The sequence below is a fragment of the Citrobacter sp. Cc139 genome (assembly GCF_030334645.1).
Lineage (GTDB): Bacteria > Pseudomonadota > Gammaproteobacteria > Enterobacterales > Enterobacteriaceae > Citrobacter > Citrobacter werkmanii.
Genome location: NZ_JAOWDM010000073.1, coordinates 42,418 through 68,132, shown reverse-complemented (window position 1 = coordinate 68,132; position 25,715 = coordinate 42,418). Strand labels below are relative to the sequence as shown.

Sequence of the window (25,715 nt, the reverse complement as noted above, 5' to 3'; positions counted from 1 at the left end):
ATGCTTCGTGGGGATGAATATTGATCTAAAACATGAGATTGCATTTTTATAGTGGTTTTATGTTTCGCCTGGCCGCAACGATTATTTAACCTGGTATTTCTTTTGCCGTTACTAAAAATAAACCTCTCATTTGATTAGCCTGATAGCTATTGTTTTTTTTGCATGAGGTAATATCACCATGTCTTAATGATTTATTGCTCTGGGCTGTCGTTTTCTGGGTTCATAATTTATTGATAATACTGTGCTTTATTGTATTGCGATGCGCGGGGTATTTATTCTCAACTGGCATAAAGATAACTGATAACTATTTTGGCTTATTTTGAATGTTAACTTTCAGGTGAAAAAATAAAAAATTAATCATTTGTTTTTATTTTACATCCTTTAGGTATTTGTCTGAAAAAATTAAAATTGACATTAAATATCCTATTGCCGATATTCATTAAACTTTAAAAGTAGTGATAGCAACTCTCGTGGTAAGGCCTTAAATATGCCACGGGGATATCTTGAGTAAAAACCTGGTATAAATAATGAAAAAGTTAATCATGATAGCTGTGATGGGCGGGGTCCTGGCTGGATGCACCAGCGAGGCTTCACGCATGAGTGCATGCGAAAACAAAGGGATCAGCCGCGATGCCTGCTACATCGCCGAACAAAACCATCAGGCGACAATCAATGCCGCGGCTGAAAAACAGGCCCTGGAAAACGCGCAAAATCTGTATAGCTCTGATGGCACCCATTCCGACCATCACCACAAACACGATAAATACTAAGGTTTAACTCATGAAGAAATTGATTATTATCGCTGCGCTGGTGGCTTCATCTGCTGCGCCTGCTTATGCTATCAGCGAAGCATATCGTCAGCAATTACAGCATGAACACAAAACTCAGGTCAGCGACGCTAATGCCCCGGTGCACGCCAGCAAAACCACATCCGTGCATGTGAATAAGCTGGGCGTGGACTTTACACGTGGCGCTGATGGTATTGCATATATTAATGGCAACCCTGCGGCAAATGATGAAAACAATGCCGATGCACAAACTTACAGTGCGGGTTTGATTTCCGTCATCGTCTATAAAAACGGAAAAATTAACGCCATGAAAGAGGGCAAATATTTAGGTCGGTTGAAATAAGCGCTGGTTAGTGAAAATTTTGCATTATTTAGGTCCGGGATCTGCATCAGATCCCGGGCCATTTATTTTAATCGCATTAACGGGCGACACGCCAAACTATGATGGTGCAATTTGTGCACCATAACAGGACATATGTCTGTTGTTTTGCTTTACTGTGGTGCATTAACACAGGAGGGTGCGATGACAGCGAAACAGGTGATGTTTACGGAGCAGGTATCGCTTCCTGCGATTGGGCAGGGAACATGGTACATGGGCGAGGATTCAGGCCGACGTCGGGATGAAGTCGCCGCGTTACGGGCTGGGCTGGATCTTGGCCTGCGATTGATTGATACGGCCGAAATGTACGCAGATGGTGCAGCGGAAGAGGTGGTTGGCGAGGCGCTGGCAGGTCGGCGTGAAAGCGCTTTTTTAGTCTCGAAGGTTTACCCATGGAATGCCGCGGGCAAGAAAGCGATTGCCGCCTGCGAAGCCAGCCTGCGTCGTTTGAAAACCGATTATCTGGATCTCTATTTGTTGCACTGGACGGGAGACTTTTCATTTGCTGACACCGTCGACGCTATGGAAACGCTTATTGCGCAGGGCAAAATCCGCCGCTGGGGCGTCTCTAATCTTGATTACGATGATATGCAGGCATTATGGCAGGTTGCGGGTGGACGACACTGTGCAACTAATCAGGTGCTCTATCATTTAGCATCGCGCGGCATTGAATATGATTTACTGCCATGGTGCCAGCAACAGCAGATGCCGGTTATGGCCTACAGTCCGCTGGCTCAGGCAGGGCGGCTCCGGGGGGACTTGCTTTCTAACCCAGTGGTCAATGACATTGCGCGCGCCCACAATGCCAGCGCTGCGCAGATTCTACTGGCATGGGTTATTCGTCTTCCGGGGGTGATAGCCATTCCGAAAGCCGCGAATGTGGCGCATGTCGAACAGAATGCCGCGGCACTGGAGATAACGCTCTCTGCCGATGAGTTGAAGCAGTTAGATAAGGCATATCCGGCGCCAAAAGGTAAAACGGCGCTGGATATGGCCTGATTTGCCGCATGGCGCGCTGAGTTGCCTGATGGCGCAAACACTATCAGGCAACTGACACGATCTTAGCGCTTAGCAACACGAATCGTTTGTGCCAGACGAGACGGTTTTTCTTCGGTGGTTTTCTGCGGTGCCGTGGCGTAAGCCGTTTCTACGCAAACAAATGTTTTGTAGCCGACATCCGGCATGTCGCCCATGCTGACAGACAGCGCCGGGCCTGGGTTCCAGCCCACGACATTCAGATGGTGGTGGTGGATGACGTCAATATTGCGATTCAGCGCATCATCATGAATGACGCTGCACGCTTCCGGATTCAGATAGACACGATCGGTACGGTCCGGGAAGGTCTGGATACCATCAGCCAGTACGTCTTCTTTGGCATCATTCACTTTATCGATCAGACGATCGCCAAGACCGCTGACTTTCACCGCCGCAATATCACCCACATTGAAATAAGTATGCAGCGCGGAGGTGGTTTCAAACTCACCGTGCGCTTCCAGCTCCATCTCGCAGGTGGCGCCCACTTTGAAACGGGCCAGCAGGCAGAACTCATGCGGCCAAAGCTGACGCGTTTCAGCGCTGCTTTGCAGTTCGAACGTCAGTACGACACCTTTCTCGTCTTCGTTATGCGCCTTCAGCGTCCAGGGCAGGTTACGGGCAAAACCATGAGACGGTAGGCCTGGCTGAGCGGCAGGGCCAAACCACGGCCAGCAAATCGGTACGCCGCCACGCAGCGCAACACCGGTTTTAAACGGCGTATTGTTACTTAACCACAGGACTTCTTCTTCACCGTTTGGTTTCCAGGAAAGAAGATGTGCACCCTGCAGCGCAAAAGAGGCTTTAACCTGCGGGTGATCGACAACAATGACCTCAAGCTCATCAAGCTGACGGCGGGAGAGTACCGGGGCAATTTGTTCGACTACCGGAAGTGCAAAAATTTTATTAATCATTACGCAATCCTTTCTTCAGGCAAAAAAAAGAGCGACCGTAGTCGCTCTTACAGATTACTGTTTCATCTCAACTTATTTGGAGATGTGAGCAATCAGATCCAGAACTTTGTTGGAGTAGCCGGTTTCGTTGTCGTACCAGGATACCAGTTTCACGAAGTTGTCGTTCAGTGCGATACCTGCTTTAGCATCGAACACGGAAGTGCAAACTTCACCGTTGAAATCGGTAGATACTACGTCGTCTTCGGTGTAACCCAGAACGCCTTTCATCGGGCCTTCGGAAGCAGCTTTGATTGCTTTCTTAATTTCTTCGTAAGAAGCAGCTTTTTCCAGACGAACGGTCAGGTCAACAACGGATACGTTCGGGGTAGGAACGCGGAACGCCATACCAGTCAGTTTGCCGTTCAGTTCTGGCAGTACTTTACCTACAGCTTTAGCAGCGCCGGTAGAGGACGGGATGATGTTCTGGGATGCGCCGCGGCCGCCGCGCCAGTCTTTGTGAGACGGGCCGTCAACGGTTTTCTGAGTAGCGGTGGTCGCGTGAACAGTAGTCATCAGACCTTCGATGATGCCGAAGTTGTCGTTGATAACTTTAGCCAGCGGAGCCAGGCAGTTAGTGGTGCAGGAAGCGTTAGAAACGATGTCCTGACCTTCGTATTTGTCAAAGTTAGCGCCTTTAACAAACATCGGAGTGTTATCTTTGGACGGACCAGTCAGAACCACTTTTTTCGCGCCAGCAGTGATGTGCTTACGAGCGGTTTCATCTGTCAGGAACAGGCCAGTAGCTTCAGCTACTACGTCAACACCAACTTCGTCCCATTTCAGGTTAGCCGGATCACGTTCAGCGGTAACACGGATTTTTTTACCGTTTACGATCAGATGACCGTCTTTCACTTCAACGGTACCGTTGAAACGGCCGTGAGTGGAGTCATATTTCAGCATGTAAGCCATGTAGTCAGCGTCTAACAGGTCGTTGATTGCAACGATCTCGATGTCAGAGCGTTCTTGAGCAGCACGGAAAACAATGCGACCGATACGGCCAAAACCGTTGATACCTACTTTGATAGTCATATATTCCACCAGCTATTTGTTAGTGAATAAAAGGTTGCCTGTAAAATTACAAAAACCTTACGCAGCGTCAAGCGGAATCGTGTCAATCATTGCGACAAATCAATCTGCTGCCTAAGCTTTGCGCAACTGACTCGCCTCACTCTTCCTTTGGGCTTGAAACCACATGGGGTCGGCGGCCCGAATTTTAAAGGGCAATCAAGATAAAAACGTGATTCTGATCACGAATTGCAGGCTGCCATTTCGCAAGGATCAAGTTTAGAACAAAAGTTCGCACTCCGGTGTTAATGTTTTGTTAGAATCTGTCTCGCGATGTGAGTTTAGATAAAGCGAGATGTGAGCAAATGGCTAATCAACCTTCTCCAGAAGAACTGAAAAAAAATTTAACAGAAATGCAGTTCTACGTGACGCAGAATCACGGGACAGAACCGCCATTTACCGGGCGTTTGCTGCATAACAAGCGTGACGGCATCTACCACTGTTTGATCTGCGATAAACCGCTATTTCGTTCCGAGACAAAATATGACTCTGGCTGCGGCTGGCCCAGTTTTTACGAGCCGGTCAGCGAAGAGGCTATCCGTTACATAAAAGATACCTCGCATGGTATGCAGCGCATTGAAATCCGCTGTGGGAACTGTGATGCGCACCTGGGACACGTCTTCCCGGATGGCCCAAAACCTACCGGTGAGCGCTACTGTGTCAACTCAGCCTCTTTGAACTTTACCGATGGCGAAAACGGTGAACAAATTAAGGGCTGAAGAAACGATTCAGCAAATTATTCTACGGAGAGGGGATTTAACATGAATCTTGATGAGATGATCAACAGCATGACGCCGGAAGTTTATCAGCGCTTATCTACCGCCGTTGAACTCGGAAAATGGCCGGATGGCGTGGCGCTAACGGCAGAACAAAAAGAGAACAGCTTACAACTGGTGATGTTATGGCAGGCGCGCAACAACATTGATGCGCAACATATGACGATTGATACCAATGGTGAGATGGTGATGAAGAGCAAGCAGCAGCTAAAGGTTGAATTTGGTATTACGCCTGAGCCTATAGCAACCTTCAAATCCTGATAATCCTGGCCCGGCAGTCATGATGTCGGGCCCGCAGTCGCTGTTATTTTTTGTTCATCATCGCCTTCAGATCGGCAAACGGATTATATTTCGCTTCGCCAACAGCCTTCTGCGCATCTTCTCCGGCAACCACCGTTGAACCATACTGGTCCGCTTCCGTATATTTAGAATGCTCGTGATCGTGACAATACAGGCACAACATTTCCCAGTTGCTACCATCTTCCGGGTTATTGGAGTGATCGTGATCGATATGGTGTACCGTCAACTCGCGCAAATTTGAATAGACAAACTCGCGGGAACAGCGTCCGCAGACCCAGGGGAAGAGCTTAAGCGCTTTTTCCCGGTAACCAACTTCCAGACGAGCGTAATTTTTAGGGATAAAAGCCATAAAAGCTCATGCCTCCAATAGAAAATGAATAGCTGCGCCAAAGGCTGGCGCAGCGTAATTCGGTAATCATAACCTATTGTGTCAGGCGTTGGGATCAGTGTTTGATGCCCAATGAATCGGCTAACTGTTTAGCCAGTTGATTGTTGTCATCCGCACCGTATTCCCAGAACATGGCGCCTCCCAGCCCCTTACTCTTGATGTAGTCGGCTTTAATCGCCACCGAGCGCGGGTTTTCATAGGAGAGGGCAAAGAGCGCTTTTCCGTCTGCTGACTGTACCGACAGCCACGGTACTTTCGCCTCATCATCCCAATGCTGGCTAAAGCGCTTCTGCGGATCGTTGATCAGCTTCGCCACGATATCGTTGTACTTCACATAGGTATCTTTGCTCAGATCGACGCCCAGTGATTTGAACAACGCAATTTGTGCTGCTTCGAAATAGGGCTGGGTGGCAGGGTTCTTCTGCGCGTCAGGTTTGCTCCAGTCAATTCCCGGTTCAACGGCGCGTTTTGGTACGCGTCCATAAAAACCAATACCCAGATTCATCTGGCTCGGTTTTAACCCGGCGGCGAGATAGTTATTGACCACAAAATCCGCACTGTACTTATCTGCGGCGGCGACAGTCGGCCATTTCGTCGAATCATACAGGTTGGAGTTGAAATATTGAGTGCCGTAGGCCATGTCATAGGTCATCAAATTGATGTAGTCGAGTGATGGCGCAATGGCTTTTACATCCACCCAACTTTTCGGACTTTCCGCATTCGCACCCACGGCAATGGTCAGTAGCTTTTTATGCCCTAATGCTGCCCGCAGCTCTTTTAACAGCGCGGTAAAGTTAGCGCGATCGGTTGGTTGGCTTTCGACCAGTCCCCATGCGCCATTGACCGGATATTCCCAGTCGAGGTCGATGCCATCCAGACCGTATTTCTCAATGATTTCCTGCGCAGACTGAATGAATACCGCTCGTGTTTCTTTCGTTGCTGCCGCGCCTGAGAATCCACGCGCCCCCCAACCCCCGACAGAAAGCAGAACTTTCAGATTCGGATTCTGCTTACGCAGCTCCGGGATTTTCTCCAAATCAGCCTGTACTTTCTCTGAAAGCCAAATCTGATGCAGCTTGCTGGCGTCTTTTAGGGCGTCATTGGTTTCGTCTTTCTCGTTGTTGTAGACAAGACCAAACGAATAGTTGAGGTGGGTTATCTGGCGCACATCCAGTTTATTGATATCGCCGCCTGGACCGGCAGTGACATCGCCACCGCCATTAAAGTAGCCAACTGACATCAGTGAATTGGCGGAAACAACGCTGGCGCAGAGCAGGGGGAATGCTGCCAACAAAGGCAATAGTTTCATCGGTGTTCCTCTTTGACATTTAAACAAGTAAACACGCCACGGAAAGGCGTGGCGAAAAAAACAGCTCTTACAGATTAACCGTTTCATAACAGAAAAAATGCGAAGGGGTTCACGGCGTACAGGCGAAGCGGCCTCCACGTTTCTGTAGGTTTCAATACATCTTTGCACTTATTTGTGATCTGAGTTGTGGAATGCAGATCTTAATCTGTGTTTTAAAGATTTTATGTTGACCTCAAAAATTACATGGATAAGTATGATGACCACTGATGCAAAACTAAACACAAAGGAAAATTCAATGAAAGCACTGGCAAGATTTGGCAAGGCCTTTGGTGGCTACAAGATGATTGATGTTCCGGAGCCGGTATGTGGTCCGGATGACGTTGTGATTGAAATCAGGGCAGCTGCTATCTGTGGCGCAGATATGAAGCACTATAACGTTGACAGTGGTTCCGACCAGTTTAATTCGATTCGTGGTCACGAATTTGCCGGTCGAATTGTCCAGGTCGGCGACAAGGTTAAGGACTGGAAAGTGGGTCAGCGCGTGGTTTCTGACAACAGCGGGCACGTTTGCGGCGTCTGTCCTGCCTGCGAACAAGGTGATTTTCTTTGTTGTACAGAAAAGGTGAATTTAGGCCTGGACAACAATACCTGGGGCGGTGGGTTTTCGAAATATTGTCTGGTTCCTGGGGAAATCCTCAAAATTCACCGTCATGCGCTGTGGGAAATCCCGCCTGGTGTTGATTATGAAGAGGCGGCAGTCCTGGACCCCATCTGTAATGCCTACAAATCTATCGCCCAACAGTCCAAATTTCTCCCAGGTCAGGACGTGGTGGTTTTCGGTACTGGCCCGCTAGGTCTCTTTTCCGCGCAAATGGCACGCATTATGGGGGCCGTTAATATCGTCATGGTCGGGCTGGAAGAGGATGTCGCGGTGCGCTTTCCTATCGCCAAAGAGTTGGGGGCGACGGCGGTCGTCAACGGTTCGAACGAAGATGTGGTCGCCCGTTGTCAGGAAATCTGCGGCAAAGACAATCTGGGATTAGTTATCGAATGTTCCGGCGCCAATATTGCCCTGAAACAAGCTATTGAAATGCTGCGTCCCAACGGTGAAGTTGTCCGCGTAGGGATGGGTTTCAAACCACTCGACTTCTCCATTAATGATATTACCGCGTGGAACAAAAGCATTATTGGTCATATGGCTTACGACTCCACTTCCTGGCGTAACGCCATTCGTCTGCTTGCGAGCGGTGCGATTAAAGTCAAACCGATGATCACTCACCGTATCGGCTTATCGCAATGGCGCGAAGGTTTTGACGCCATGGTCGATAAAACCGCGATTAAAGTCATCATGACTTACGACTTTGATGAATAACATGTTTATTAAAGGGACGTTATCGCATGGAACAGATTGCAAAACCGCACTGCGGCGCCAGGCTGGACAGGCTGCCTGACTGCCGCTGGCATACGTCGATGTTCGCTATGGTAGCCTTCGGATTACTGGTTTGCTGGAGTAATGCCGTTGGCGGATTAATTCTCGCGCAGCTAAAAGAACTTGGTTGGACCGATAATTCTACCACCGCCACGTTTTCCGCCATTACTACGGCGGGTATGTTTCTTGGTGCGCTGGGTGGCGGAATTATCGGTGATAAAACCGGGCGTAAAAACGCGTTTATCCTGTATGAAGCGATTCATATTATTTCCATGGTAATTGGCGCGTTTTCACCCAATATGACCTTTCTGATCGCCTGTCGTTTTGTTATGGGGGTGGGTTTAGGCGCGTTGCTGGTAACCCTTTTTGCCGGGTTTACCGAATATATGCCAGGACGGAATCGTGGCACTTGGTCCAGTCGGGTCTCGTTTATCGGCAACTGGTCTTATCCGCTCTGTTCACTGATTGCGATGGGGTTAACACCACTGATCAGCGCGGAATGGAACTGGCGCGTACAGTTGTTGATTCCGGCTGTGCTGTCGCTCATTGCAACCGTTATTGCATGGCGCAGTTTCCCGGAGTCGCCCCGCTGGCTGGAGTCTCGCGGACGCTATCAGGAAGCTGAACAGGTGATGCGGGCCATTGAAGACGGTGTCATTCGACAGACAGGTAAGCCACTACCGCCGGTCGTGACAGAAGATGATGACAAACAACCGCGTTCAGTGCCGTACTCCGCCTTATTAACGGGAGTTTTATTAAAGCGGGTGATTCTGGGCTCCTTTGTTCTGATTGCCATGAACGTTGTGCAGTACACCTTAATTAACTGGTTACCGACAATATTTATGACTCAGGGGATTAATCTGAAAGACTCCATAGTCTTAAATACCATGAGTATGTTCGGTGCGCCGTTTGGGATTTTCATCGCCATGCTGGTAATGGATAAAATTCCGAGGAAAACGATGGGGGTGGGGTTATTAGTGTTAATTGCCGTGCTGGGTTATATCTATTCGCTGCAAACCAGCATGTTGCTAATCACATTAATTGGTTTCTTCCTGATTACCTTTGTGTATATGTACGTTTGCTATGCCTCCGCGGTATATGTTCCAGAGATATGGCCGACTGAAGCGAAGCTGCGCGGGTCTGGGCTTGCTAACGCGATAGGGCGTATCAGCGGTATCGCCGCTCCTTATGCGGTCGCTGTATTACTTAATAGTTATGGCGTGACGGGCGTATTTGTACTGCTGGGCGCAGTCTCAATTATTGTCGCTGTTGCTATTGCCACCATTGGAATTGAAACAAAAGGCGTCTCTGTCGAGAGTCTCGGTATTGATGCCGTTACCAGCAAATAATATTGACGGGAAATAAAATGAAAAATTCAAAAGCGATATTAAAAACGCCGGGCACGATGAAAATCATTGCCGCCGATATTCCGGTACCTAAAGAGCATGAAGTGCTAATTAAAGTTGAATATGTTGGTATTTGCGGTTCAGATGTTCACGGTTTTGAATCGGGCCCCTTTATTCCGCCGAAAGATCCCAATCAGGAAATAGGTCTTGGGCATGAATGCGCCGGTACGGTGGTGGCAGTGGGAAGTCGCGTTAGTAAATTTAAACCGGGCGACCGGGTCAACATTGAACCCGGCGTGCCGTGTGGCCACTGCCGCTACTGTCTGGAAGGGAAATACAACATCTGTCCTGACGTCGATTTTATGGCCACACAGCCAAATTATCGCGGTGCGCTAACGTACTATCTGTGCCACCCGGAAAGCTTTACTTACAAGCTGCCGGACAATATGGACACCATGGAAGGCGCTCTGGTAGAGCCTGCGGCGGTAGGGATGCATGCCGCAATGCTGGCGGACGTTAAGCCGGGCAAGAAAATCGTCATTCTGGGGGCTGGCTGTATTGGTTTAATGACCCTGCAAGCCTGTAAATGTTTGGGGGCTACCGACATCGCTGTTGTTGATGTCCTGGATAAACGTCTGGCGATGGCCGGGCAGCTTGGCGCGACGGTCGTGATTAACGGTGCGAAGGAGGACACCGTTGCCTGCTGCCAACAGTTTTCCGGCGATATGGGGGCTGACATTGTTTTCGAAACTGCCGGTTCGGCCATCACGGTTAAGCAGGCGCCATATCTGGTAATGCGCGGTGGGAAAATCATGATCGTGGGCACGGTGCCTGGCGATTCAGCGATTAACTTCCTCAAAATTAATCGTGAAGTATCAATACAAACTGTTTTCCGCTATGCCAATCGCTACCCGGTCACCATTGAAGCCATCTCCTCCGGGCGTTTCGATGTGAAGTCGATGGTGACGCATATTTATGATTATGCAGATGTTCAGCGCGCGTTTGACGAATCCGTCAATAACAAACGCGAGATTATTAAAGGCGTTATTAAAATTAACCATTAATTTAAATAGGGAGAAACACCATGCTGGCAGATATTAAATATTGGGAAAACGATGCTCAGAATAAACATTATGCGATTGCTCACTTTAACGTGTGGAATGCGGAAATGCTAATGGGGGTCATTGATGCGGCAGAAGAGGCTAAATCGCCGGTAATTATCTCTTTTGGCACCGGATTTGTGGGGAATACCTCGTTTGAAGATTTTTCGCACATGATGGTTTCGATGGCGAAAAAGGCCTCGGTACCGGTTATTACTCATTGGGATCACGGACGTAGCATGGAGATTATTCACAACGCCTGGGTTCATGGCATGAACTCTCTGATGCGCGATGCCTCCGCCTTTGATTTTGAAGAGAATATTCGTCTGACCAAAGAGGCTGTGGACTTCTTTCATCCGTTAGGCATTCCGGTCGAAGCGGAGCTGGGCCACGTGGGCAATGAGACGGTCTACGAAGAGGCGCTGGCGGGTTATCACTATACCGACCCGAGCCAGGCGGCGGAATTTGTCGAGCGTACCGGCTGTGACTCTCTGGCGGTGGCGATTGGCAACCAGCATGGCGTATATACCTCCGAGCCGAAACTCAATTTCGAGGTGGTTGAGCGCGTACGCCGAGCGGTTTCTGTTCCGCTGGTGCTGCACGGGGCATCCGGCATTAGCGATGCGGATATTAAAAAAGCCATCTCATTAGGCATCTCTAAAATCAATATTCATACCGAACTGTGTCAGGCGGCAATGGTGGCGGTGCAGGAGAACCAGAACCAGCCATTCCTGCATGTTGAACGTGAAGTTCGTAAAGCAGTAAAAGAGCGAGCGTTGGAAAAAATCAAACTGTTTGGCTCTGACGGTAAAGCGGAATGATAATATGGATAATATCGAGGTTATTTGTATAGGGGCGGCAATTGTTGATATCCCCTTACAGCCAGTGAGTAAAAATATTTTTGATGTAGATTCTTATCCGTTAGAACGTATTACGATGACCATCGGGGGCGACGCGATTAATGAAGCGACTATTATTTCTCGCCTTGGGCATCGTACTGCGTTAATTAGTCGGGTAGGGGATGATGCGGCAGGTCATTTTATTCTCGACCACTGTCGTCGGGAGAACATTGATATTCAAAGTCTGAAACAGGATGCGGATATTGATACTTCTATTAACGTGGGTTTGGTTACAGCTGATGGCGAACGCACCTTTGTCACCAACCGCAATGGTAGCCTGTGGAAGCTGAATATAAACGATGTTGATTTTGACCGCTTCTCTCAGGCAAAGCTGCTGTCGCTGGCGAGTATTTTTAACAGCCCGCTACTCGACGGCGAAGCATTAACGACGATCTTCACTCAGGCGAAAGCACATCGGTTAATTATTTGTGCCGATATGATTAAGCCACGACTTAATGAAACGCTGAACGATATTCGCCAGGCTTTGAGCTACGTAGACTATCTGTTTCCTAATTTTGAGGAAGCAAAACAGCTTACCGGCAAAGAGACGCTGGATGAAATTGCCGACAGTTTCCTGAGCTGTGGCGTAAAAACGGTAGTGATTAAGACCGGTAAAAGAGGCTGCTTTATCAAGCGTACCGATATGAAAATGGAGGTCCCGGCGGTTTCAGGAATTACCGCTATCGACACCATCGGCGCGGGAGATAATTTTGCCTCGGGATTTATCTCCGCGTTACTTGAAGGCAAGTCGCTGCGCGAGTGCGCACTGTTTGCTAACGCAACGGCAGCAATATCGGTACTGAGCGTGGGCGCCACAACGGGCGTAAAAAACAGAAAGCTGGTTGAACAACTTCTTGATGAATATGAAGGGTAATAACGGCAGATGAAAAAGATTCCTTTAGGCAGTACGGATATTATGCTTTCCCGCATGGGATTAGGGACATGGGCCATTGGTGGCGGTCCGGCATGGAACGGCGATCTCGATCTGCAGGTTTGTATCGATACCATTGTCGAGGCGCATCGCTGCGGTATTAATCTGATTGATACCGCTCCAGGCTACAACTTTGGTAATAGTGAAGTCATTGTTGGGCAGGCGCTGAAAAAGTTACCGCGTAAAGATATCGTGGTTGAAACTAAATGCGGCATTGTCTGGGAGCGGACAGGCAGCCTTTTTAACAAAGTGGGCGATCGCCAGTTGTATAAAAACCTCACGCCCGAGTCGATTCGTGAAGAGGTCGATGCCAGTTTGCAAAGGTTGGGTATAGAAAGCATTGATATCTATATGACCCACTGGCAATCGGTCGAACCCTGTTTTACACCGATTGCGGAAACCGTAGACACGCTGAACGCACTTAAGAAAGAAGGCAAGATTCGATCTATCGGTGCTGCCAACGTGGATGCAGGGCATATCAGGGAGTATCTCAAACACGGTGAGCTGGATATCGTGCAGGCTAAGTACAGCATCCTTGATCGCGGACTGGAAGCTGAATTGTTGCCGTTATGTCAGCAGCATGGCATCGTCGTGCAGGTTTATTCACCGCTCGAACAGGGTTTACTGACTGGAACAATCGCGCGGGATTATATTCCTGGCGGCGCACGGGCCAACAAAGTCTGGTTCCAACGGGAAAATATGCTGCGGGTGATTGATATGCTCGAGCAATGGCGGCCATTGTGTGAAAAATACCGTTGCACGATCCCCGCGCTGGCGTTGGCGTGGATTTTGAAGCAAAGCGATTTAATCACCTTACTGAGCGGAGCGACCGCGCCTGAACAGGTTCGCGAAAACGTCGAGGCGCTGACCGTTGCCCTGACTGATGGCGATTCGTTATTGATGAGACAAATGGCAGAAGCGTTGGATATAAAATAACCCAGCTGGCAATGACCTCTGTTTCTGTGTAAAAGAGTACTAAATCTGTGATTCAGACATGTTCTTTTGAAAATAAACATAGCCTGTGAGATACTAGGGTCTTATTATTACTTTGCAGGAAACAGAGGTGTCATCGTGGCGGCAAAAGACAGGATTCAGGCCATTAAGCAAATGGTGGCTAATGATAAGAAAGTGGCGGTATCTAATTTAAGTTCCATCTTTCAGGTAACTGAGGAAACAATTCGCCGCGATCTCGAGAAGCTGGAAGATGAAGGTTTTTTGACCCGAACATATGGTGGTGCGGTACTTAATACCACCGCGTTGTCTGACAATATTCATTTTTATAAACGTGCAAAGTCTTTTTTTGAAGAGAAGCAGATCATTGCTCGTAATGCATTACCGTTTATTAAAAATAAGACCACAATGGCCGCTGACTCCAGCAGTACGGCGATGGAATTATTAAAGCTGTTAAAGGAAAGAAACGATCTGACGCTGTTAACCAACTCGGCTGAAGCATTTCATGAACTGGCGCAGTCAGAAATTAACGTCGTTTCTACTGGCGGCGAACTGAATAAGAATACGTTGTCGTTGCAGGGAAGGATCACCAAGGAGATCATTAGTCGCTATCATGTTGATATTATGGTGATGAGCTGCAAAGGTCTGGATATGCAAAGTGGGGCGCTTGACTCTAACGAAGCAGAAGCGGAAATCAAAAAAACCATGATCCGCCAGGCGACTGAGGTGGCCCTGTTGGTTGATCACTCAAAGTTTGATCGTAAAGCTTTCGTCCAGCTCGTGGACTTTAGCCATATTAACTACCTTATAACCAATAAGGCACCGGGTGCAGAGTGGATTGCGTTTTGTAAAGAGAATAATATTCAACTCGTTTATTAATTTTAACGTTACTCGTGTCGATATTATTTTAGTTTGCACCTGGATAATGCCATAAAAATCTAATGATGATGGATGGCGCGGCAAAATTACCACTGCCGCGAGCGCCATACTTTCTGTTTAGTTGAATTTGAGGCATCCAGATGGAACAATGTGACCCTATCGGTGCAAGATTAGATCGTTTACCCTTATCGCGATTTCATTTTCGTATTTTTGGCATTATAAGTTTTAGTTTATTAGTCACCGGTTTCCTCAGTTATTCCGGGAATGTGGTATTGGCAAAATTAGTCAGTACTGGTTGGTCTAACAATTATCTCAACGCAGCATTTACCTCGGCGCTGATGTTTGGCTATTTTGTCGGTTCGCTAACCGGGGGCTTTATTGGTGATTATCTCGGTCGACGCAAGGCATTCCGCATTAATTTGCTGATTGTTGGGGTCTCTGCTTGCGCGGCAACGTTTGTGCCCAACATGTACTGGCTTATTTTTTTCCGTTGCCTGATGGGGATCGGAATGGGGGCGCTGATTATGGTGGGCTATGCTTCGTTTACCGAATTTATTCCGCCTGCAGTACGTGGAAAGTGGTCTGCCCGCCTGTCATTTGTTGGTAACTGGTCGCCGATGTTGTCCGCGGCTGTTGGCGTCGTGGTTATTGCCTGGTTAAGCTGGCGGGTGATGTTTCTGCTCGGTGGCGCGACAATGCTGTTGGCCTGGTATCTGTCCGGAAAGTACTTTATCGAATCTCCCCGTTGGCTGGCTGGTAAGGGACAGAGAAGTGAAGCTGAAAAACACCTGATACTGGTGGAGTCGCAGATTGAGACAGAGAAAAATATCACCTTACCCTCCTGTCAGAGCCAGTGCCTGGCGGTGCACTCTGGCGTGGAAAGTGGTTCATTTTGGCTACTGTTCAAGGGGCCGATGTTGCGCTGTACGCTGGTGGCGATCACTGTGCTTATCGCGATGAATATTTCGCTCTATACCATCACAGTATGGATCCCAACGATTTTTGTTAATTCGGGAATCGATGTGACGAAGTCTATCTTTATGACCGCGATAATTATGATTGGCGCGCCCGTTGGAATATTTATTGCCGCGATGATTATCGATCGTTTTCCACGGAGGCTGTTTGGTTCATTCTTACTCGTTATTATCGCGCTGCTCGGATATTTCTATTCGATTCAAACCGAAGAGTGGGCCATTTTGAGCTACGGGTTGGTGATGATTTTTTTTCTGTATATGTATGTTTGCTTTGCCTCTGCGGTATATGTCCCGGAGTTATGGCCGACACATCTGAGATTGCGTGGTTCGGGTTTCGTGAATGCGGTGGGCAGGATTGTCGCGGTATTTACGCCTTATGGCGTCGCTATTCTGTTGACACGCTACGGCTCGACCACTGTCTTTATCGTGCTGGGCGTTATGCTGGTGCTCTGCGCACTGATTCTGTTGTGCTTTGGCATCGAAACACGCAAAGTTTCTCTGGAAGAGATTTCAACCCTGGCCTGAAATAACGTGCCGACAGGAGCGATCCTGTCGGCGTCGCTTACGGTTGGGTTTCCAGCCAGTCATCCAGCGTATACAACGTCGCACCCGCCGCCGCCATTTCCATAAAGGCGTTTGCACTGTCCTGGGGGTGAATATTGACGCCACGACAACCGTCGGTAATGACGCTGACGGCGTAACCCAGATCGAGCGCATCCAGAACGGTAAATTTTACGCAATAATCGGTCGCCAGCCCCATGATGATGAGCTCGGCAACGCGATGTTCGAGCAGCCATGCGTTCAGTGCGGTTGCCTTACGACGACCATTATCAAAAAACGCACTATAACTGTCGACCAGCAGGTTTTCGCCCTTAGTGAAGGTTTGCGCTATCGCGCGCTGGTTCAGCAAAGGATGCAGGGCTGCCCCTTCGCTGTTTTGCACGCAATGGTCGGGCCAGAACGTCTGCGCCAGGCCGTCCAGTTGCCCCTGACTGTAAGGTTCAACCTGGTGCTGGCTGGCAAAACTACCGTGATTAGCCGGATGCCAGTCCAGACTGGCGACGACGGTGTCGCCGCGCGGGGCGCACCAGTCGATCAGGCGGTTAGCAATATCGATGGTGCTGTCGCCTTGCGGGACGGCGAGGGCGCCGCCGGCACAAAAGTCGTTCTGTAAATCGACCAACAGTAAGGCTCGGGCCATGGGCATTAACTCCTTTATTCGTCTGGCGTGAGCTCGCCACGCAGATTTTGCGACATGGCTTGACGAATGCTCTGCGTGTCCAGCCCCTGACTCAGCAAATAGTGCAGTTTGGTCAGCGTTGCTTCGACCGTCATATCCGCGCCGCCGATAACGCCAGCATGCGCCAGCGCGTTCCCCGTCGCGTAACCCCCCATGTTCACCTTGCCGGACATACACTGCGTAAGGTTAACCACCACGATGCCGCGTGAGCTGGCATCTTCAAGCTCTTGCAGAAACTCTTTATTTTGCGGCGCATTGCCCACGCCGTAAGAGCGTAAAATTAACGCTTTAACCGGCTGGCGCAAGAAGTTGCGTACCACATCCGCAGAAATCCCAGGATAAATAGTCACCACGCCAATCGGTTGTGGCGTGATAGGGTGAACAATCAGTTCGCCCGTACCGTGTGGCGCAGGTGGTGTTCCCAGTCGACGGATATGGATACCCGCTTCCAGTAGAGGGGAAAGATTGGGTGAGGCAAAGGCGTCAAAACCATCGGCATGCGCTTTGGTGGTACGGTTGCCGCGAAACAGTCGATTATTGAAGAACAGGGTCACTTCGTTAATCGGATAATTCGCTGCAACGTAGAGCGCATTCAGCAAATTAATTTGTCCGTCGGAGCGTAATTCTGCCAGTGGTATTTGTGACCCTGTCACAATCACCGGCTTGCCGAGATTCTCCAGCATGAAAGAGAGTGCCGAAGCGGTAAACGCCATGGTGTCGGTACCGTGGAGAATGACAAAACCATCGTAATCGTCATAGTGCGATTTAATGTCTTCCGCAATATGCTGCCAGTCTTCCGGCGTCATATCGGAAGAATCCATCAGCGGATCGTATTCATGGATGGTGAAGTCTGGCATCTCAGGGCGGTGGAATTCTGGCATCAATGCCAGCTGGCGCTGAAGATGACCAGAAACGGGGATATAACCCTGTTCTGAGCGCTGCATACCAATGGTACCGCCGGTATAGGCAACGTAAATCGATTTCTTTTGCATGGGCGTCACAGATTAAGTTGTGCATGAACAGGCGCAGTATAAAGTCCCTCCTGAAAAAAAACAGCGCAAATGACGCATACCGGTTGTCTGATCAATATGTCATTTACGTTCAGTGCGTTGTCCCGATTATACAGTGTGGTTCTCCCCCCTCAGTCCTACAGTATCGACCTTCTTTTACGCGTACTTTTACGGATCGAGAAATGATCAGAAAGAGAATTGATAATGCCGCTATTTTGCTGATGGTGGTGATTTGCGGTGTCTGGGGTAGTCAACAGGTTGCGATTAAATCCGCGGCTGATGATATGTCGCCGTTTCTTCAGGTGGGGTTGCGTTCTGCAATTGCCGCGCTGCTGATTGGACTGCTTTTTCACCGCAGGGATAATATATTTGGCCGCCTGCGTGAGCGCAGTATTGCCAGAATGGGTACTATCGTTGGGCTGCTTTTTGCGCTTGAGTTCGTGTTGGTTTCTGTCGGAATAACGCTGACGACTGCCTCTCATATGGCGCTTTATCTGTACACCGCGCCGTTGTTTTCCGCTGTCGGGTTACATATTATTTTGCCTGAGGAACGCCTGAGCCGCCTGCAGTGGTGCGGGTTGGGCATCGCCTTTTTCGGGATTGCCGTCGCCGTGATGTGGGTTGCGCATGACGAGAATACGCAGTGGAGTCTGGCAGGCGATTTGTGCGGGCTGTTTGCGGGCATTGCCTGGGGAACGTCCAGCGTTGTGATTCGCTGCAGTCGTCTTGCTACCATTCCTTCATCGTGTACGTTGTTTTATCAACTCGCTATCACCGGTATTGTGTTATTGCTTATTGGTTTGATGCTGGGTGAAACGACGATACATATGACCTCGACATTGATGGCTAGTCTGACTTTCCAGACGCTGGTCGTCGCATTTTCAAGCTATCTAATCTGGTTTACTCTGCTGCGTAATTATCATGTTGCTTCGCTGGGAACGCTGGTTCTGATGACGCCTGCGATGGGGATTATCGCCGGCGTGATGTTTCTGGGAGAATCGCTACAGCCTGCGTTTATCGTAGGGGCGCTGTTGATACTGACAGGATTGCTTTGTGTGTCATTACCGTCCCGGGCAATTTTGCGCCATCGCCCGGGTTTAAACCGGAGCCTGAAGTGAAGAAAAACAACATTGCGTTGCCCCCAGGTGGAAAAGCGGATCGCGATATTATCACCGCCATTGATGCGAACCAGACAGCGATGCCCCTCAGGCCGCAATTAAATGTCGGGATTGTACTATGGCCTGAATTTCCTTTACTGGCACTGGCGGGGTTGACGGATGCGCTGCGTCACGCGGCGGATATGGGGGATGACAGCCAGAAGATCCGCTGTTCCTGGCGTCTGATGAGCGCTACGCCAGAACAGCCTGTTTTAAGCAGTTCGGGCATGGCGATGATGCCGGATAGCGCATTCGTTACCCCGGAGCAGTTTGATTATATCGTGGTGATCGGTGGGCTATTGCGCAGTATGGCAAAAGCGGACCCTGCCGCGCGGCGTTATCTGCATCTTGCCCATCAGCGGAATATCCCGCTGGTCGGTGTTTGTACGGGCAGCTTTGTTCTGGCGCAGGAGGGTTTTCTACAGGGATTAACTGCGGCGGTTCATCCCTGGCATCTGAACGATTTTAAGACGCAATTTCCTCTGTTGACCGCCCGAACCGGCGTCGATTTCCATGAAGAAAAGGGGATACTGACTTGCCCGGGCGGTATCTCAACGATCGGACTGGCGACGGAGCTTATTCGCCGACACTGTGGCCCCGACAGAGCGACAAAAGCCATTTTCCAGATGTCAGTGCCTAACCGAATAGACGGCACTTCCGTGGCGGTTTCCAGAGCGATAGGCTTTACGCATGTGAGCGATAGCCGCTTACGTAAGGCCGTATTTTTGATTGAGAAAGGGTTGGTTAAACCTATCTCCACCCAATGGCTTGCCGCAGAAGTCAATCTGAGTCCACGGCAGTTGACCCGGTTGTTTAATGCTGAGTTTTCTCAGTCGCCGGGGGAGTTTATCCGTAGCGCCCGATTGCGTTATGCCCATTGGCTGCTGATAAATTCTGGAGAGAGCGTAACGGAGATTGCGCTGCGTCTGGGGTTTAGCGACTGCGCGCACTTTATTCGCATGTTTAGTCGGGAATTTGGCTGTACGCCTGGGGATTGTCGGAATACCCGAATCAATGCTGCCCCATCCGGGGCAGCATTTGACGGTTAACGAACGTTGGCACAGGTCAGGCAAAACGCATAGCGGTTTTGCGGATCGTTAAACGCGGCCAGCTTATCGCTTTCAGCTTTTACCGTACTTGCCGCAGAAGCCAGCGGAGCCGGAAGCATTGCCTGAATGGCAGCGGGCAGCATGGCGCGAACCGAACCTGACATACTGTCCATGACCATATCCACGAATGTGGGTTCGTCCTGGTAATACTCAATGTGCCATTGTTTCAGTTTGGCCAGTTCAGCCGCTTTCGCGACGGCGTCGTCAAAATCCCCCAGACTGTCTACCAGACCGTTGGCTTTCGCATCCTGGCCGGTCCAGACGTGGCCCTGAGCGATTTTGTCAATCTGCTCTGGCGTTGTCTTACGTGCATTCGCGACCAGCGTGATAAAGCGCTTATAGCCGTTCTCGATGCTCAGTTGCATCATTTGCTGTACTTCAGGCGGTAACGCTTTAGTGATGGAAATGTCCGCCAGCGGGGAGGTGGCTACGCCGTCGGTATGTACGCCAATGGAATCCAGACTGTTTTCCACGGTGTTGATCACGCCAAAGATCCCGATTGAACCGGTCAGTGTGCTGGGGTTAGCCACAATGTAACTGGCTGGCGTGGAGATCCAGTAACCGCCTGATGCCGCCATACCGCCCATCGACACGACGACCGGTTTGCCCGCTGCTTTGGCCGCAGCCAGTTCAGCGCGGATCACTTCGGAGGCGCTGACGCTGCCGCCAGGACTGTTCACTCGCAGAACAATGGCTTTCACCTTCGGATCAAGACGCGCTTCGCGGATTTGTGCGGCAGTGGTGTCGCCGCCCACATTCCCTGGGGTTTCTTCACCGTCCATAATCGCGCCATTCGCGAAGATGACGCCAATGCTCTCTCCGGTATCCGCCGGGGTTTTCAGCGAATAATCGTAGTAGCTGATGGCGCGGAAGTTTTTATCCGCTTTGCTCCAGCCGAACTGTTTGGTCAGCATTTTTTCGACTTCAGCGCTGGAGGCGAGTGCATCCACCAGTTTGTTGTCGAGCGCGTATTTTGCGGTATCACCCTCGACTTTTGTCAAACCGTCCAGCATCGCTTGCGCGCCGGGGAACACCTGCTGGGCTGGGATCTGACGGTTTGCGGCTACCGTATCGAGATAGTTCTGCCACAGCTCGCCGATCCAGCGGCTATCGGCCTCGCGCGCGGCAGGGGACATATCATCGCGGATGAAGGGTTCTACCGCAGACTTATAGGTACCGACGCGGAACACGTGCGTTGAGACTTTCAGTTTATCCAGCAGGGACTTGTAGTACAGACCGTTAGTGGCAAAACCGTGCAGATCAACGGAACCCTGCGGAGAAAGGTAAATTTTGTTGGCAAAACTGGCGAGGTAATATTGCCCCTGGCTGAAGTTATCGCCCACGGCAAAGACCGGTTTACCGCTGTCGCGGAATTCCCGCAGCGCTTTACCGATGTACTGCATGGACGGCTGATCGGCCCCGGCAAAGTTTTTCAAATCCATCACGATGCCGGTGATGTTGCGGTCATCTTTCGCCTGGCGAATGGTATTCACGATATCAAACAGGGAGTTTTCCTGCAGTCGGTCAGAACTGGCGCCAAACAGTTGACGACCAATGGCGCTCAAGCGACTGGTGCTTGAAGGCTTGTCGACAATCACGCCCGAGATATCCAACAGCAGCGCGCCACGTTCAGCATGTTCACTGGTGTTGCTGCTACTGACCTGCATCCAGATCCCCACGCCAACCAGCACCAAGAAGATAAAGAACAGGTTAAGCACAAATTCACGGACGAAATTGAGTAATCGCCATGTCCATTTAAAAAATCCGGCAATAAATCGCCACAGGGTTCGCATGTATTCTCCCTACCGATTAACAACACGCCACCCGGTTATCCCGAAAAAGGCGTTAAGATGTGGCTATCGTAATGACCCAACGGGCACTTGTCAGCAGGAATCACCGCCTGTGCTGTAACAAAATCCGCTCACGTGTTAATTTTGTGAATAAATCTCATTGTTGGAGTTAAACAAATGGATGCACTCGAATTACTCATCACCCGTCGTAGCGCTTCTCGTCTTGTCGAACCGGCACCGGCGGGAGAGCAACTGCAAAACATTCTGCGGGCGGGAATGCGCGCGCCAGACCACAAAACGCTGCAACCGTGGCAGTTCTTTGTCATTGAGGGCGAAGGGCGCGAGCGCTTTAGCGCCGTGCTTGAAAAAGGCGCTATTGCCGCAGGCAGCGACGAGAAAGCTCAGGAAAAAGCGCGGACGGCGCCGTTTCGCGCCCCGCTGATCATTACCGTCGTCGCGAAATGTGAAGAAAACGACAAGGTTCCGCTGTGGGAACAGGAAATGTCTGCCGGTTGCGCGGTAATGGCCATGCAGATGGCCGCTGTTGCTCAGGGCTTTGGCGGTATCTGGCGTAGCGGCGCATTAACGGAAAGCGCGGAAGTTCGCGAAGCGTTTGATTGTCGTCCGCAGGATAAGATCGTCGGTTTTCTCTATCTGGGTACGCCGCAGCTAAAAGCGTCCACGACCATTAGCCTGGCCGATCCGAGCGCTTTTGTTCGTTATTTCTGATATCAAAGGCAAAACTGTCTGGATTATGAGCAAAGACACCTGAATTCAGACAGTCACTCTTACCACATCATGGAATGAGCGCTACCATATCCGAATTGCAATGACAGGAGATGTCCATGAGCGAGCAAGCTATTCGTTTAACGCAATACAGCCACGGAGCCGGTTGCGGTTGTAAAATTTCCCCTAAAGTGCTGGAAACCATCCTGCACAGCGAGCAGGCGAAGTTCGTTGATCCAAACTTACTCGTGGGTAATGAAACCCGCGATGACGCCGCTGTCTACGATTTGGGTAATGGCACCAGCGTTATCAGCACCACCGATTTCTTTATGCCGATTGTCGATAATCCGTTTGATTTTGGCCGTATTGCCGCCACCAACGCCATCAGCGATATTTTTGCTATGGGCGGCAAACCGATTATGGCAATTGCTATTCTGGGCTGGCCGCTGGATAAGCTGGCGCCGGAAATTGCCCGTGAAGTGACCGAAGGCGGACGCTTTGCCTGCCGTCAGGCGGGTATCGCGCTGGCGGGCGGTCACTCTATCGATGCCCCGGAGCCTATCTTCGGTCTTGCGGTTACCGGCGTTGTGCCCACTGAACGCGTGAAGAAAAACAGCACCGCCGAGGCGGGATGCAAGCTGTTCCTGACCAAACCTCTGGGCATAGGCGTCCTGACAACCGCAGAGAAAAAATCGCTGCTGAAGCCGGAGCACAAAGGGCTGGCGACGGAAGTGATGTGTCGGATGAACATTGCCGGTGCGGCATTTGCCGATATCGAGGGCGTGAAAGCCATGACCGACGTTACCGGTTTTGGTCTGCTGGGACATCTGAGCGAGATGTGTCAGGGCGCAGGCATTCAGGCGCAGATTGTCTATCAGGATATTCCTAAGCTTCCTGGCGTTGAAGAGTACATCGCGCAGGGCGCGGTGCCGGGCGGTACCCAGCGTAACTTTGCCAGCTACGGACACCTGATGGGTGAAATGTCGCAGCCGGTTCGCGACCTGCTCTGCGATCCGCAAACTTCCGGCGGTTTGCTGCTGGCGGTAACGCCGGAAGCGGAAGCCGAAGTGAAAGCGGCAGCGGCGCAGTTTGGTATCGATCTCACTGCGATTGGTGAGTTAGTGGAAGCTCGTGGCGGTCGCGCCATGGTTGAGATCCGTTAACTCGATGCGGTTGTTTATTGCCGAAAAACCGAGTCTGGCGCGCGCTATCGCCGATGTGCTGCCAAAGCCGCATCGCAAAGGTGACGGCTTTATTGAATGCGGAAACGGACAAGTGGTGACCTGGTGTATTGGTCACCTGCTTGAGCAGGCGCAGCCAGACGCCTACGACAGCCGTTATGCGCGCTGGAGTCTGGTCGATCTGCCGATTGTCCCGGAAAAGTGGCAACTGCAGCCACGTCCTTCGGTGACCAAACAGCTCAACGTTATCAAGCGCTTTTTACATGAAGCCAGCGAGGTTATTCACGCGGGAGACCCCGATCGTGAAGGACAACTGCTGGTGGATGAAGTGCTGGATTACCTGCAACTGGCTCCTGAAAAGCGCCAGCAGGTGCAACGTTGTCTGATTAACGACCTCAACCCGCAGGCCGTCGAACGGGCTATTGAGCGTCTGCGGGCCAACAGTGAGTTCATCCCGCTGTGCGTGTCGGCCCTGGCGCGGGCGCGGGCAGACTGGCTGTACGGCATCAATATGACCCGTGCTTACACCATTCTTGGGCGTAACGCGGGCTATCAAGGGGTACTCTCGGTCGGGCGCGTACAGACGCCGGTGCTCGGCCTGGTTGTGCGTCGCGATGAAGAGATTGAAAACTTCGTCGCCAAAGATTTCTTTGAAGTGAAAGCGTATATCGTGACGCCCGCCGATGAGCGGTTTACCGCTATCTGGCAGCCCAGCGAAGCATGTGAGCCGTATCAGGACGAAGAAGGGCGCTTGCTGAATCGTACGCTGGCCGAACACGTGGTGAACCGTATTAGCGGGCAGCCGGCGCTCGTTACCAGCTATAACGATAAACGGGAATCAGAATCCGCGCCGCTGCCGTTTTCGCTGTCGGCGTTGCAGATTGAAGCGGCGAAACGCTTTGGTTTGAGCGCGCAGAACGTTCTGGATATCTGCCAGAAACTGTATGAAACCCATAAACTGATTACCTATCCGCGTTCGGATAGCCGTTATCTGCCGGAAGAACATTTTGCCGGACGTCATGCGGTAATGAACGCAATTAGCGTTCATGCGCCGGATCTGCTTCCGCAACCCGCGGTGGATCCCGATACGCGAAACCGCTGCTGGGACGATAAAAAGGTGGATGCCCACCACGCCATCATTCCTACCGCGCGCAGTTCGTCCATCAACCTGAATGACAACGAAGCGAAAATTTACAACCTGATTGCCCGTCAGTATCTGATGCAGTTTTGTGCGGATGCGGTATTCCGCAAGTGCGTTATTGAGCTGGATATTGCCAAAGGCAAGTTTGTCGCCAAAGCGCGTTTTCTGGCGGAGGCCGGATGGCGCACGCTGCTTGGCAATAAGGAGCGTGATGAAGATAACGACGGGACGCCGTTGCCGGTGGTGGCTAAAGACGATGAATTGCTGTGCGAAAAAGGCGAAGTGGTTGAACGTCAGACTCAGCCGCCACGCCATTTTACCGATGCCACGTTGCTGTCAGCGATGACCGGGATTGCGCGCTTTGTGCAGGATAAAGATCTGAAAAAGATCCTGCGCGCCACGGATGGATTAGGTACGGAAGCGACGCGCGCCGGGATTATCGAGCTGCTGTTCAAGCGCGGATTCCTGGTGAAAAAAGGGCGCTATATCCATTCGACTGATGCCGGAAAAGCGTTGTTTCACTCGCTGCCGGAAATGGCGACGCGTCCGGATATGACCGCGCACTGGGAATCTATTCTGACCCAAATCAGCGAAAAACAGTGTCGTTATCAGGATTTCATGCAGCCTCTGGTGGGAACGCTGTATCAGCTCATCGATCAGGCGCGCAGTACGCCGGTACGGCGCTTCCGGGGAATTGTCGCGCCGGGTGGCAGTGGTGGCGATAAGAAAAAGAGCGCGCCGCGTAAACGCCCGGCGAAAAAAAGCCCGCCATCCGAAGAGGCAGGCGTGTAAGTCTGTAGGCCTGATAAGCGTAGCGCCATCAGGCTTTGCCGGATGCGGCACCCGTGCCTTATCCGGCCTA

At 50.7% G+C, this 25,715-nt stretch carries 25 protein-coding genes; 18 read left to right on the top strand and 7 right to left on the bottom strand.

Annotated elements, in window-relative coordinates; translation table 11 throughout:
• Positions 1 to 527 precede the first annotated feature (527 nt).
• From OGV69_RS07855 to OGV69_RS07845, 3 genes are all read left to right on the top strand, one after another.
• Positions 528 to 770: a hypothetical protein gene (locus OGV69_RS07855; RefSeq protein ID WP_069324300.1), complete on the top strand. Its 243-nt coding sequence runs from the start codon at positions 528 to 530 to the stop codon at positions 768 to 770.
• 10 nt (positions 771 to 780) lie between these two features.
• The gene (locus tag OGV69_RS07850; protein ID WP_069324299.1) at positions 781 to 1,131 is read left to right on the top strand and encodes a hypothetical protein; all 351 of its coding nucleotides are present in this window, start codon (positions 781 to 783) and stop codon (positions 1,129 to 1,131) included.
• Positions 1,132 to 1,311: 180 nt separating this feature from the next.
• Positions 1,312 to 2,166, top strand: a complete 855-nt coding sequence (locus tag OGV69_RS07845) for an aldo/keto reductase (protein ID WP_069324298.1) — start codon at positions 1,312 to 1,314, stop codon at positions 2,164 to 2,166.
• A gap of 62 nt (positions 2,167 to 2,228) precedes the next feature.
• Here OGV69_RS07845 and OGV69_RS07840 read toward each other — a convergent pair whose 3' ends face one another.
• Positions 2,229 to 3,113 (bottom strand): D-hexose-6-phosphate mutarotase, encoded by an 885-nt coding sequence (locus tag OGV69_RS07840; RefSeq protein WP_069324297.1) that lies wholly within the window; start codon positions 3,111 to 3,113, stop codon positions 2,229 to 2,231.
• 72 nt (positions 3,114 to 3,185) lie between these two features.
• Complete coding sequence (gene gapA, locus OGV69_RS07835) at positions 3,186 to 4,181, bottom strand: glyceraldehyde-3-phosphate dehydrogenase (protein WP_003030697.1); 996 nt, start codon at positions 4,179 to 4,181, stop codon at positions 3,186 to 3,188.
• Positions 4,182 to 4,522: 341 nt separating this feature from the next.
• On the opposite strand from gapA, the gene msrB reads away from it, so the two are divergent.
• The gene (gene msrB / locus OGV69_RS07830; protein ID WP_006684886.1) at positions 4,523 to 4,936 is read left to right on the top strand and encodes a peptide-methionine (R)-S-oxide reductase MsrB; all 414 of its coding nucleotides are present in this window, start codon (positions 4,523 to 4,525) and stop codon (positions 4,934 to 4,936) included.
• Between the two features lie 42 nt (positions 4,937 to 4,978).
• A complete protein-coding gene (locus OGV69_RS07825) occupies positions 4,979 to 5,254 on the top strand; it encodes a YeaC family protein (RefSeq protein ID WP_003030693.1) in 276 nt (91 codons plus the stop codon).
• 43 nt (positions 5,255 to 5,297) lie between these two features.
• Here OGV69_RS07825 and yajD read toward each other — a convergent pair whose 3' ends face one another.
• Positions 5,298 to 5,642 carry an HNH nuclease YajD gene (gene yajD, locus OGV69_RS07820; protein ID WP_003832478.1) on the bottom strand — a complete coding sequence of 115 codons (345 nt, stop codon included), beginning with the start codon at positions 5,640 to 5,642 and terminating at the stop codon, positions 5,298 to 5,300.
• A 94-nt stretch (positions 5,643 to 5,736) separates the two neighbouring features.
• On the bottom strand, positions 5,737 to 6,990 hold the full coding sequence (chiD, locus tag OGV69_RS07815; protein WP_069324296.1) for a chitinase ChiD: 1,254 nt from the start codon (positions 6,988 to 6,990) through the stop codon (positions 5,737 to 5,739).
• A 295-nt stretch (positions 6,991 to 7,285) separates the two neighbouring features.
• On the opposite strand from chiD, the gene OGV69_RS07810 reads away from it, so the two are divergent.
• The 8 genes from OGV69_RS07810 (at position 7,286) to OGV69_RS07775 (ending at position 16,024) form a co-directional block, all read left to right on the top strand.
• Entirely contained in the window at positions 7,286 to 8,362 is a 1,077-nt protein-coding gene (locus OGV69_RS07810; RefSeq protein WP_069324295.1) for a zinc-binding dehydrogenase, read from the top strand.
• A 26-nt stretch (positions 8,363 to 8,388) separates the two neighbouring features.
• Entirely contained in the window at positions 8,389 to 9,768 is a 1,380-nt protein-coding gene (locus tag OGV69_RS07805; RefSeq protein WP_085049516.1) for an MFS transporter, read from the top strand.
• 17 nt (positions 9,769 to 9,785) lie between these two features.
• Complete coding sequence (locus tag OGV69_RS07800; RefSeq protein ID WP_069324293.1) at positions 9,786 to 10,829, top strand: NAD(P)-dependent alcohol dehydrogenase; 1,044 nt, start codon at positions 9,786 to 9,788, stop codon at positions 10,827 to 10,829.
• 20 nt (positions 10,830 to 10,849) lie between these two features.
• A complete protein-coding gene (locus tag OGV69_RS07795) occupies positions 10,850 to 11,686 on the top strand; it encodes a ketose-bisphosphate aldolase (protein WP_038640077.1) in 837 nt (278 codons plus the stop codon).
• A gap of 4 nt (positions 11,687 to 11,690) precedes the next feature.
• On the top strand, positions 11,691 to 12,638 hold the full coding sequence (locus tag OGV69_RS07790; RefSeq protein WP_069324292.1) for a carbohydrate kinase family protein: 948 nt from the start codon (positions 11,691 to 11,693) through the stop codon (positions 12,636 to 12,638).
• Positions 12,639 to 12,647: 9 nt separating this feature from the next.
• Positions 12,648 to 13,631 carry an NADH-dependent methylglyoxal reductase gene (gene ydjG / locus OGV69_RS07785; protein ID WP_069324291.1) on the top strand — a complete coding sequence of 328 codons (984 nt, stop codon included), beginning with the start codon at positions 12,648 to 12,650 and terminating at the stop codon, positions 13,629 to 13,631.
• Positions 13,632 to 13,766: 135 nt separating this feature from the next.
• Complete coding sequence (locus OGV69_RS07780) at positions 13,767 to 14,525, top strand: DeoR/GlpR family DNA-binding transcription regulator (RefSeq protein ID WP_032943120.1); 759 nt, start codon at positions 13,767 to 13,769, stop codon at positions 14,523 to 14,525.
• A 140-nt stretch (positions 14,526 to 14,665) separates the two neighbouring features.
• Positions 14,666 to 16,024, top strand: a complete 1,359-nt coding sequence (locus OGV69_RS07775; RefSeq protein WP_069324290.1) for an MFS transporter — start codon at positions 14,666 to 14,668, stop codon at positions 16,022 to 16,024.
• 37 nt (positions 16,025 to 16,061) lie between these two features.
• On the opposite strand, the gene pncA is transcribed toward OGV69_RS07775, so the two are convergent.
• Both pncA and ansA read right to left on the bottom strand, forming a co-directional pair.
• Positions 16,062 to 16,700: a bifunctional nicotinamidase/pyrazinamidase gene (gene pncA / locus OGV69_RS07770; protein WP_502873881.1), complete on the bottom strand. Its 639-nt coding sequence runs from the start codon at positions 16,698 to 16,700 to the stop codon at positions 16,062 to 16,064.
• 14 nt (positions 16,701 to 16,714) lie between these two features.
• Positions 16,715 to 17,731, bottom strand: coding sequence for an asparaginase (ansA, locus tag OGV69_RS07765; protein WP_038640081.1), 1,017 nt, complete (start codon positions 17,729 to 17,731; stop codon positions 16,715 to 16,717).
• A 200-nt stretch (positions 17,732 to 17,931) separates the two neighbouring features.
• Here ansA and OGV69_RS07760 point away from each other — a divergent pair, with 200 nt between their 5' ends.
• Positions 17,932 to 18,867: a DMT family transporter gene (locus tag OGV69_RS07760; RefSeq protein WP_069324288.1), complete on the top strand. Its 936-nt coding sequence runs from the start codon at positions 17,932 to 17,934 to the stop codon at positions 18,865 to 18,867.
• Positions 18,864 to 19,955, top strand: a complete 1,092-nt coding sequence (locus tag OGV69_RS07755) for a GlxA family transcriptional regulator (protein WP_038640083.1) — start codon at positions 18,864 to 18,866, stop codon at positions 19,953 to 19,955. The genes OGV69_RS07760 and OGV69_RS07755 overlap by 4 nt, the downstream gene beginning before the upstream one ends.
• On the opposite strand, the gene sppA is transcribed toward OGV69_RS07755, so the two are convergent.
• Positions 19,952 to 21,808 (bottom strand): signal peptide peptidase SppA, encoded by a 1,857-nt coding sequence (gene sppA / locus OGV69_RS07750; RefSeq protein WP_069324287.1) that lies wholly within the window; start codon positions 21,806 to 21,808, stop codon positions 19,952 to 19,954. The two genes, OGV69_RS07755 and sppA, sit on opposite strands and share 4 nt — an antisense overlap.
• Positions 21,809 to 21,982: 174 nt before the next feature.
• On the opposite strand from sppA, the gene OGV69_RS07745 reads away from it, so the two are divergent.
• From OGV69_RS07745 to topB, 3 genes are all read left to right on the top strand, one after another.
• Positions 21,983 to 22,534 carry an NAD(P)H nitroreductase gene (locus tag OGV69_RS07745; protein WP_038640085.1) on the top strand — a complete coding sequence of 184 codons (552 nt, stop codon included), beginning with the start codon at positions 21,983 to 21,985 and terminating at the stop codon, positions 22,532 to 22,534.
• A 116-nt stretch (positions 22,535 to 22,650) separates the two neighbouring features.
• Positions 22,651 to 23,694 (top strand): selenide, water dikinase SelD, encoded by a 1,044-nt coding sequence (gene selD, locus OGV69_RS07740; RefSeq protein ID WP_227409056.1) that lies wholly within the window; start codon positions 22,651 to 22,653, stop codon positions 23,692 to 23,694.
• Between the two features lie 4 nt (positions 23,695 to 23,698).
• On the top strand, positions 23,699 to 25,645 hold the full coding sequence (gene topB / locus OGV69_RS07735) for a DNA topoisomerase III (protein WP_204563418.1): 1,947 nt from the start codon (positions 23,699 to 23,701) through the stop codon (positions 25,643 to 25,645).
• The last annotated feature ends 70 nt before the right edge of the window (positions 25,646 to 25,715 follow it).

Bases quoted from the DNA above. Each gene is read 5' to 3' on its own strand.
- ansA (WP_038640081.1), bottom strand. From the start codon at position 17,731: ATGCAAAAGAAATCGATTTACGTTGCCTATACCGGCGGTACCATTGGT.
- chiD (WP_069324296.1), bottom strand. From the start codon at position 6,990: ATGAAACTATTGCCTTTGTTGGCAGCATTCCCCCTGCTCTGCGCCAGC.
- OGV69_RS07745 (WP_038640085.1), top strand. From the start codon at position 21,983: ATGGATGCACTCGAATTACTCATCACCCGTCGTAGCGCTTCTCGTCTT.
- OGV69_RS07760 (WP_069324288.1), top strand. From the start codon at position 17,932: ATGATCAGAAAGAGAATTGATAATGCCGCTATTTTGCTGATGGTGGTG.
- pncA (WP_502873881.1), bottom strand. From the start codon at position 16,700: ATGGCCCGAGCCTTACTGTTGGTCGATTTACAGAACGACTTTTGTGCC.
- topB (WP_204563418.1), top strand. From the start codon at position 23,699: ATGCGGTTGTTTATTGCCGAAAAACCGAGTCTGGCGCGCGCTATCGCC.
- OGV69_RS07795 (WP_038640077.1), top strand. From the start codon at position 10,850: ATGCTGGCAGATATTAAATATTGGGAAAACGATGCTCAGAATAAACAT.
- OGV69_RS07805 (WP_085049516.1), top strand. From the start codon at position 8,389: ATGGAACAGATTGCAAAACCGCACTGCGGCGCCAGGCTGGACAGGCTG.
- OGV69_RS07800 (WP_069324293.1), top strand. From the start codon at position 9,786: ATGAAAAATTCAAAAGCGATATTAAAAACGCCGGGCACGATGAAAATC.
- OGV69_RS07825 (WP_003030693.1), top strand. From the start codon at position 4,979: ATGAATCTTGATGAGATGATCAACAGCATGACGCCGGAAGTTTATCAG.
- selD (WP_227409056.1), top strand. From the start codon at position 22,651: ATGAGCGAGCAAGCTATTCGTTTAACGCAATACAGCCACGGAGCCGGT.
- msrB (WP_006684886.1), top strand. From the start codon at position 4,523: ATGGCTAATCAACCTTCTCCAGAAGAACTGAAAAAAAATTTAACAGAA.
- yajD (WP_003832478.1), bottom strand. From the start codon at position 5,642: ATGGCTTTTATCCCTAAAAATTACGCTCGTCTGGAAGTTGGTTACCGG.
- OGV69_RS07810 (WP_069324295.1), top strand. From the start codon at position 7,286: ATGAAAGCACTGGCAAGATTTGGCAAGGCCTTTGGTGGCTACAAGATG.
- OGV69_RS07845 (WP_069324298.1), top strand. From the start codon at position 1,312: ATGACAGCGAAACAGGTGATGTTTACGGAGCAGGTATCGCTTCCTGCG.
- gapA (WP_003030697.1), bottom strand. From the start codon at position 4,181: ATGACTATCAAAGTAGGTATCAACGGTTTTGGCCGTATCGGTCGCATT.
- sppA (WP_069324287.1), bottom strand. From the start codon at position 21,808: ATGCGAACCCTGTGGCGATTTATTGCCGGATTTTTTAAATGGACATGG.
- ydjG (WP_069324291.1), top strand. From the start codon at position 12,648: ATGAAAAAGATTCCTTTAGGCAGTACGGATATTATGCTTTCCCGCATG.
- OGV69_RS07840 (WP_069324297.1), bottom strand. From the start codon at position 3,113: ATGATTAATAAAATTTTTGCACTTCCGGTAGTCGAACAAATTGCCCCG.
- OGV69_RS07790 (WP_069324292.1), top strand. From the start codon at position 11,691: ATGGATAATATCGAGGTTATTTGTATAGGGGCGGCAATTGTTGATATC.
- OGV69_RS07775 (WP_069324290.1), top strand. From the start codon at position 14,666: ATGGAACAATGTGACCCTATCGGTGCAAGATTAGATCGTTTACCCTTA.
- OGV69_RS07855 (WP_069324300.1), top strand. From the start codon at position 528: ATGAAAAAGTTAATCATGATAGCTGTGATGGGCGGGGTCCTGGCTGGA.
- OGV69_RS07850 (WP_069324299.1), top strand. From the start codon at position 781: ATGAAGAAATTGATTATTATCGCTGCGCTGGTGGCTTCATCTGCTGCG.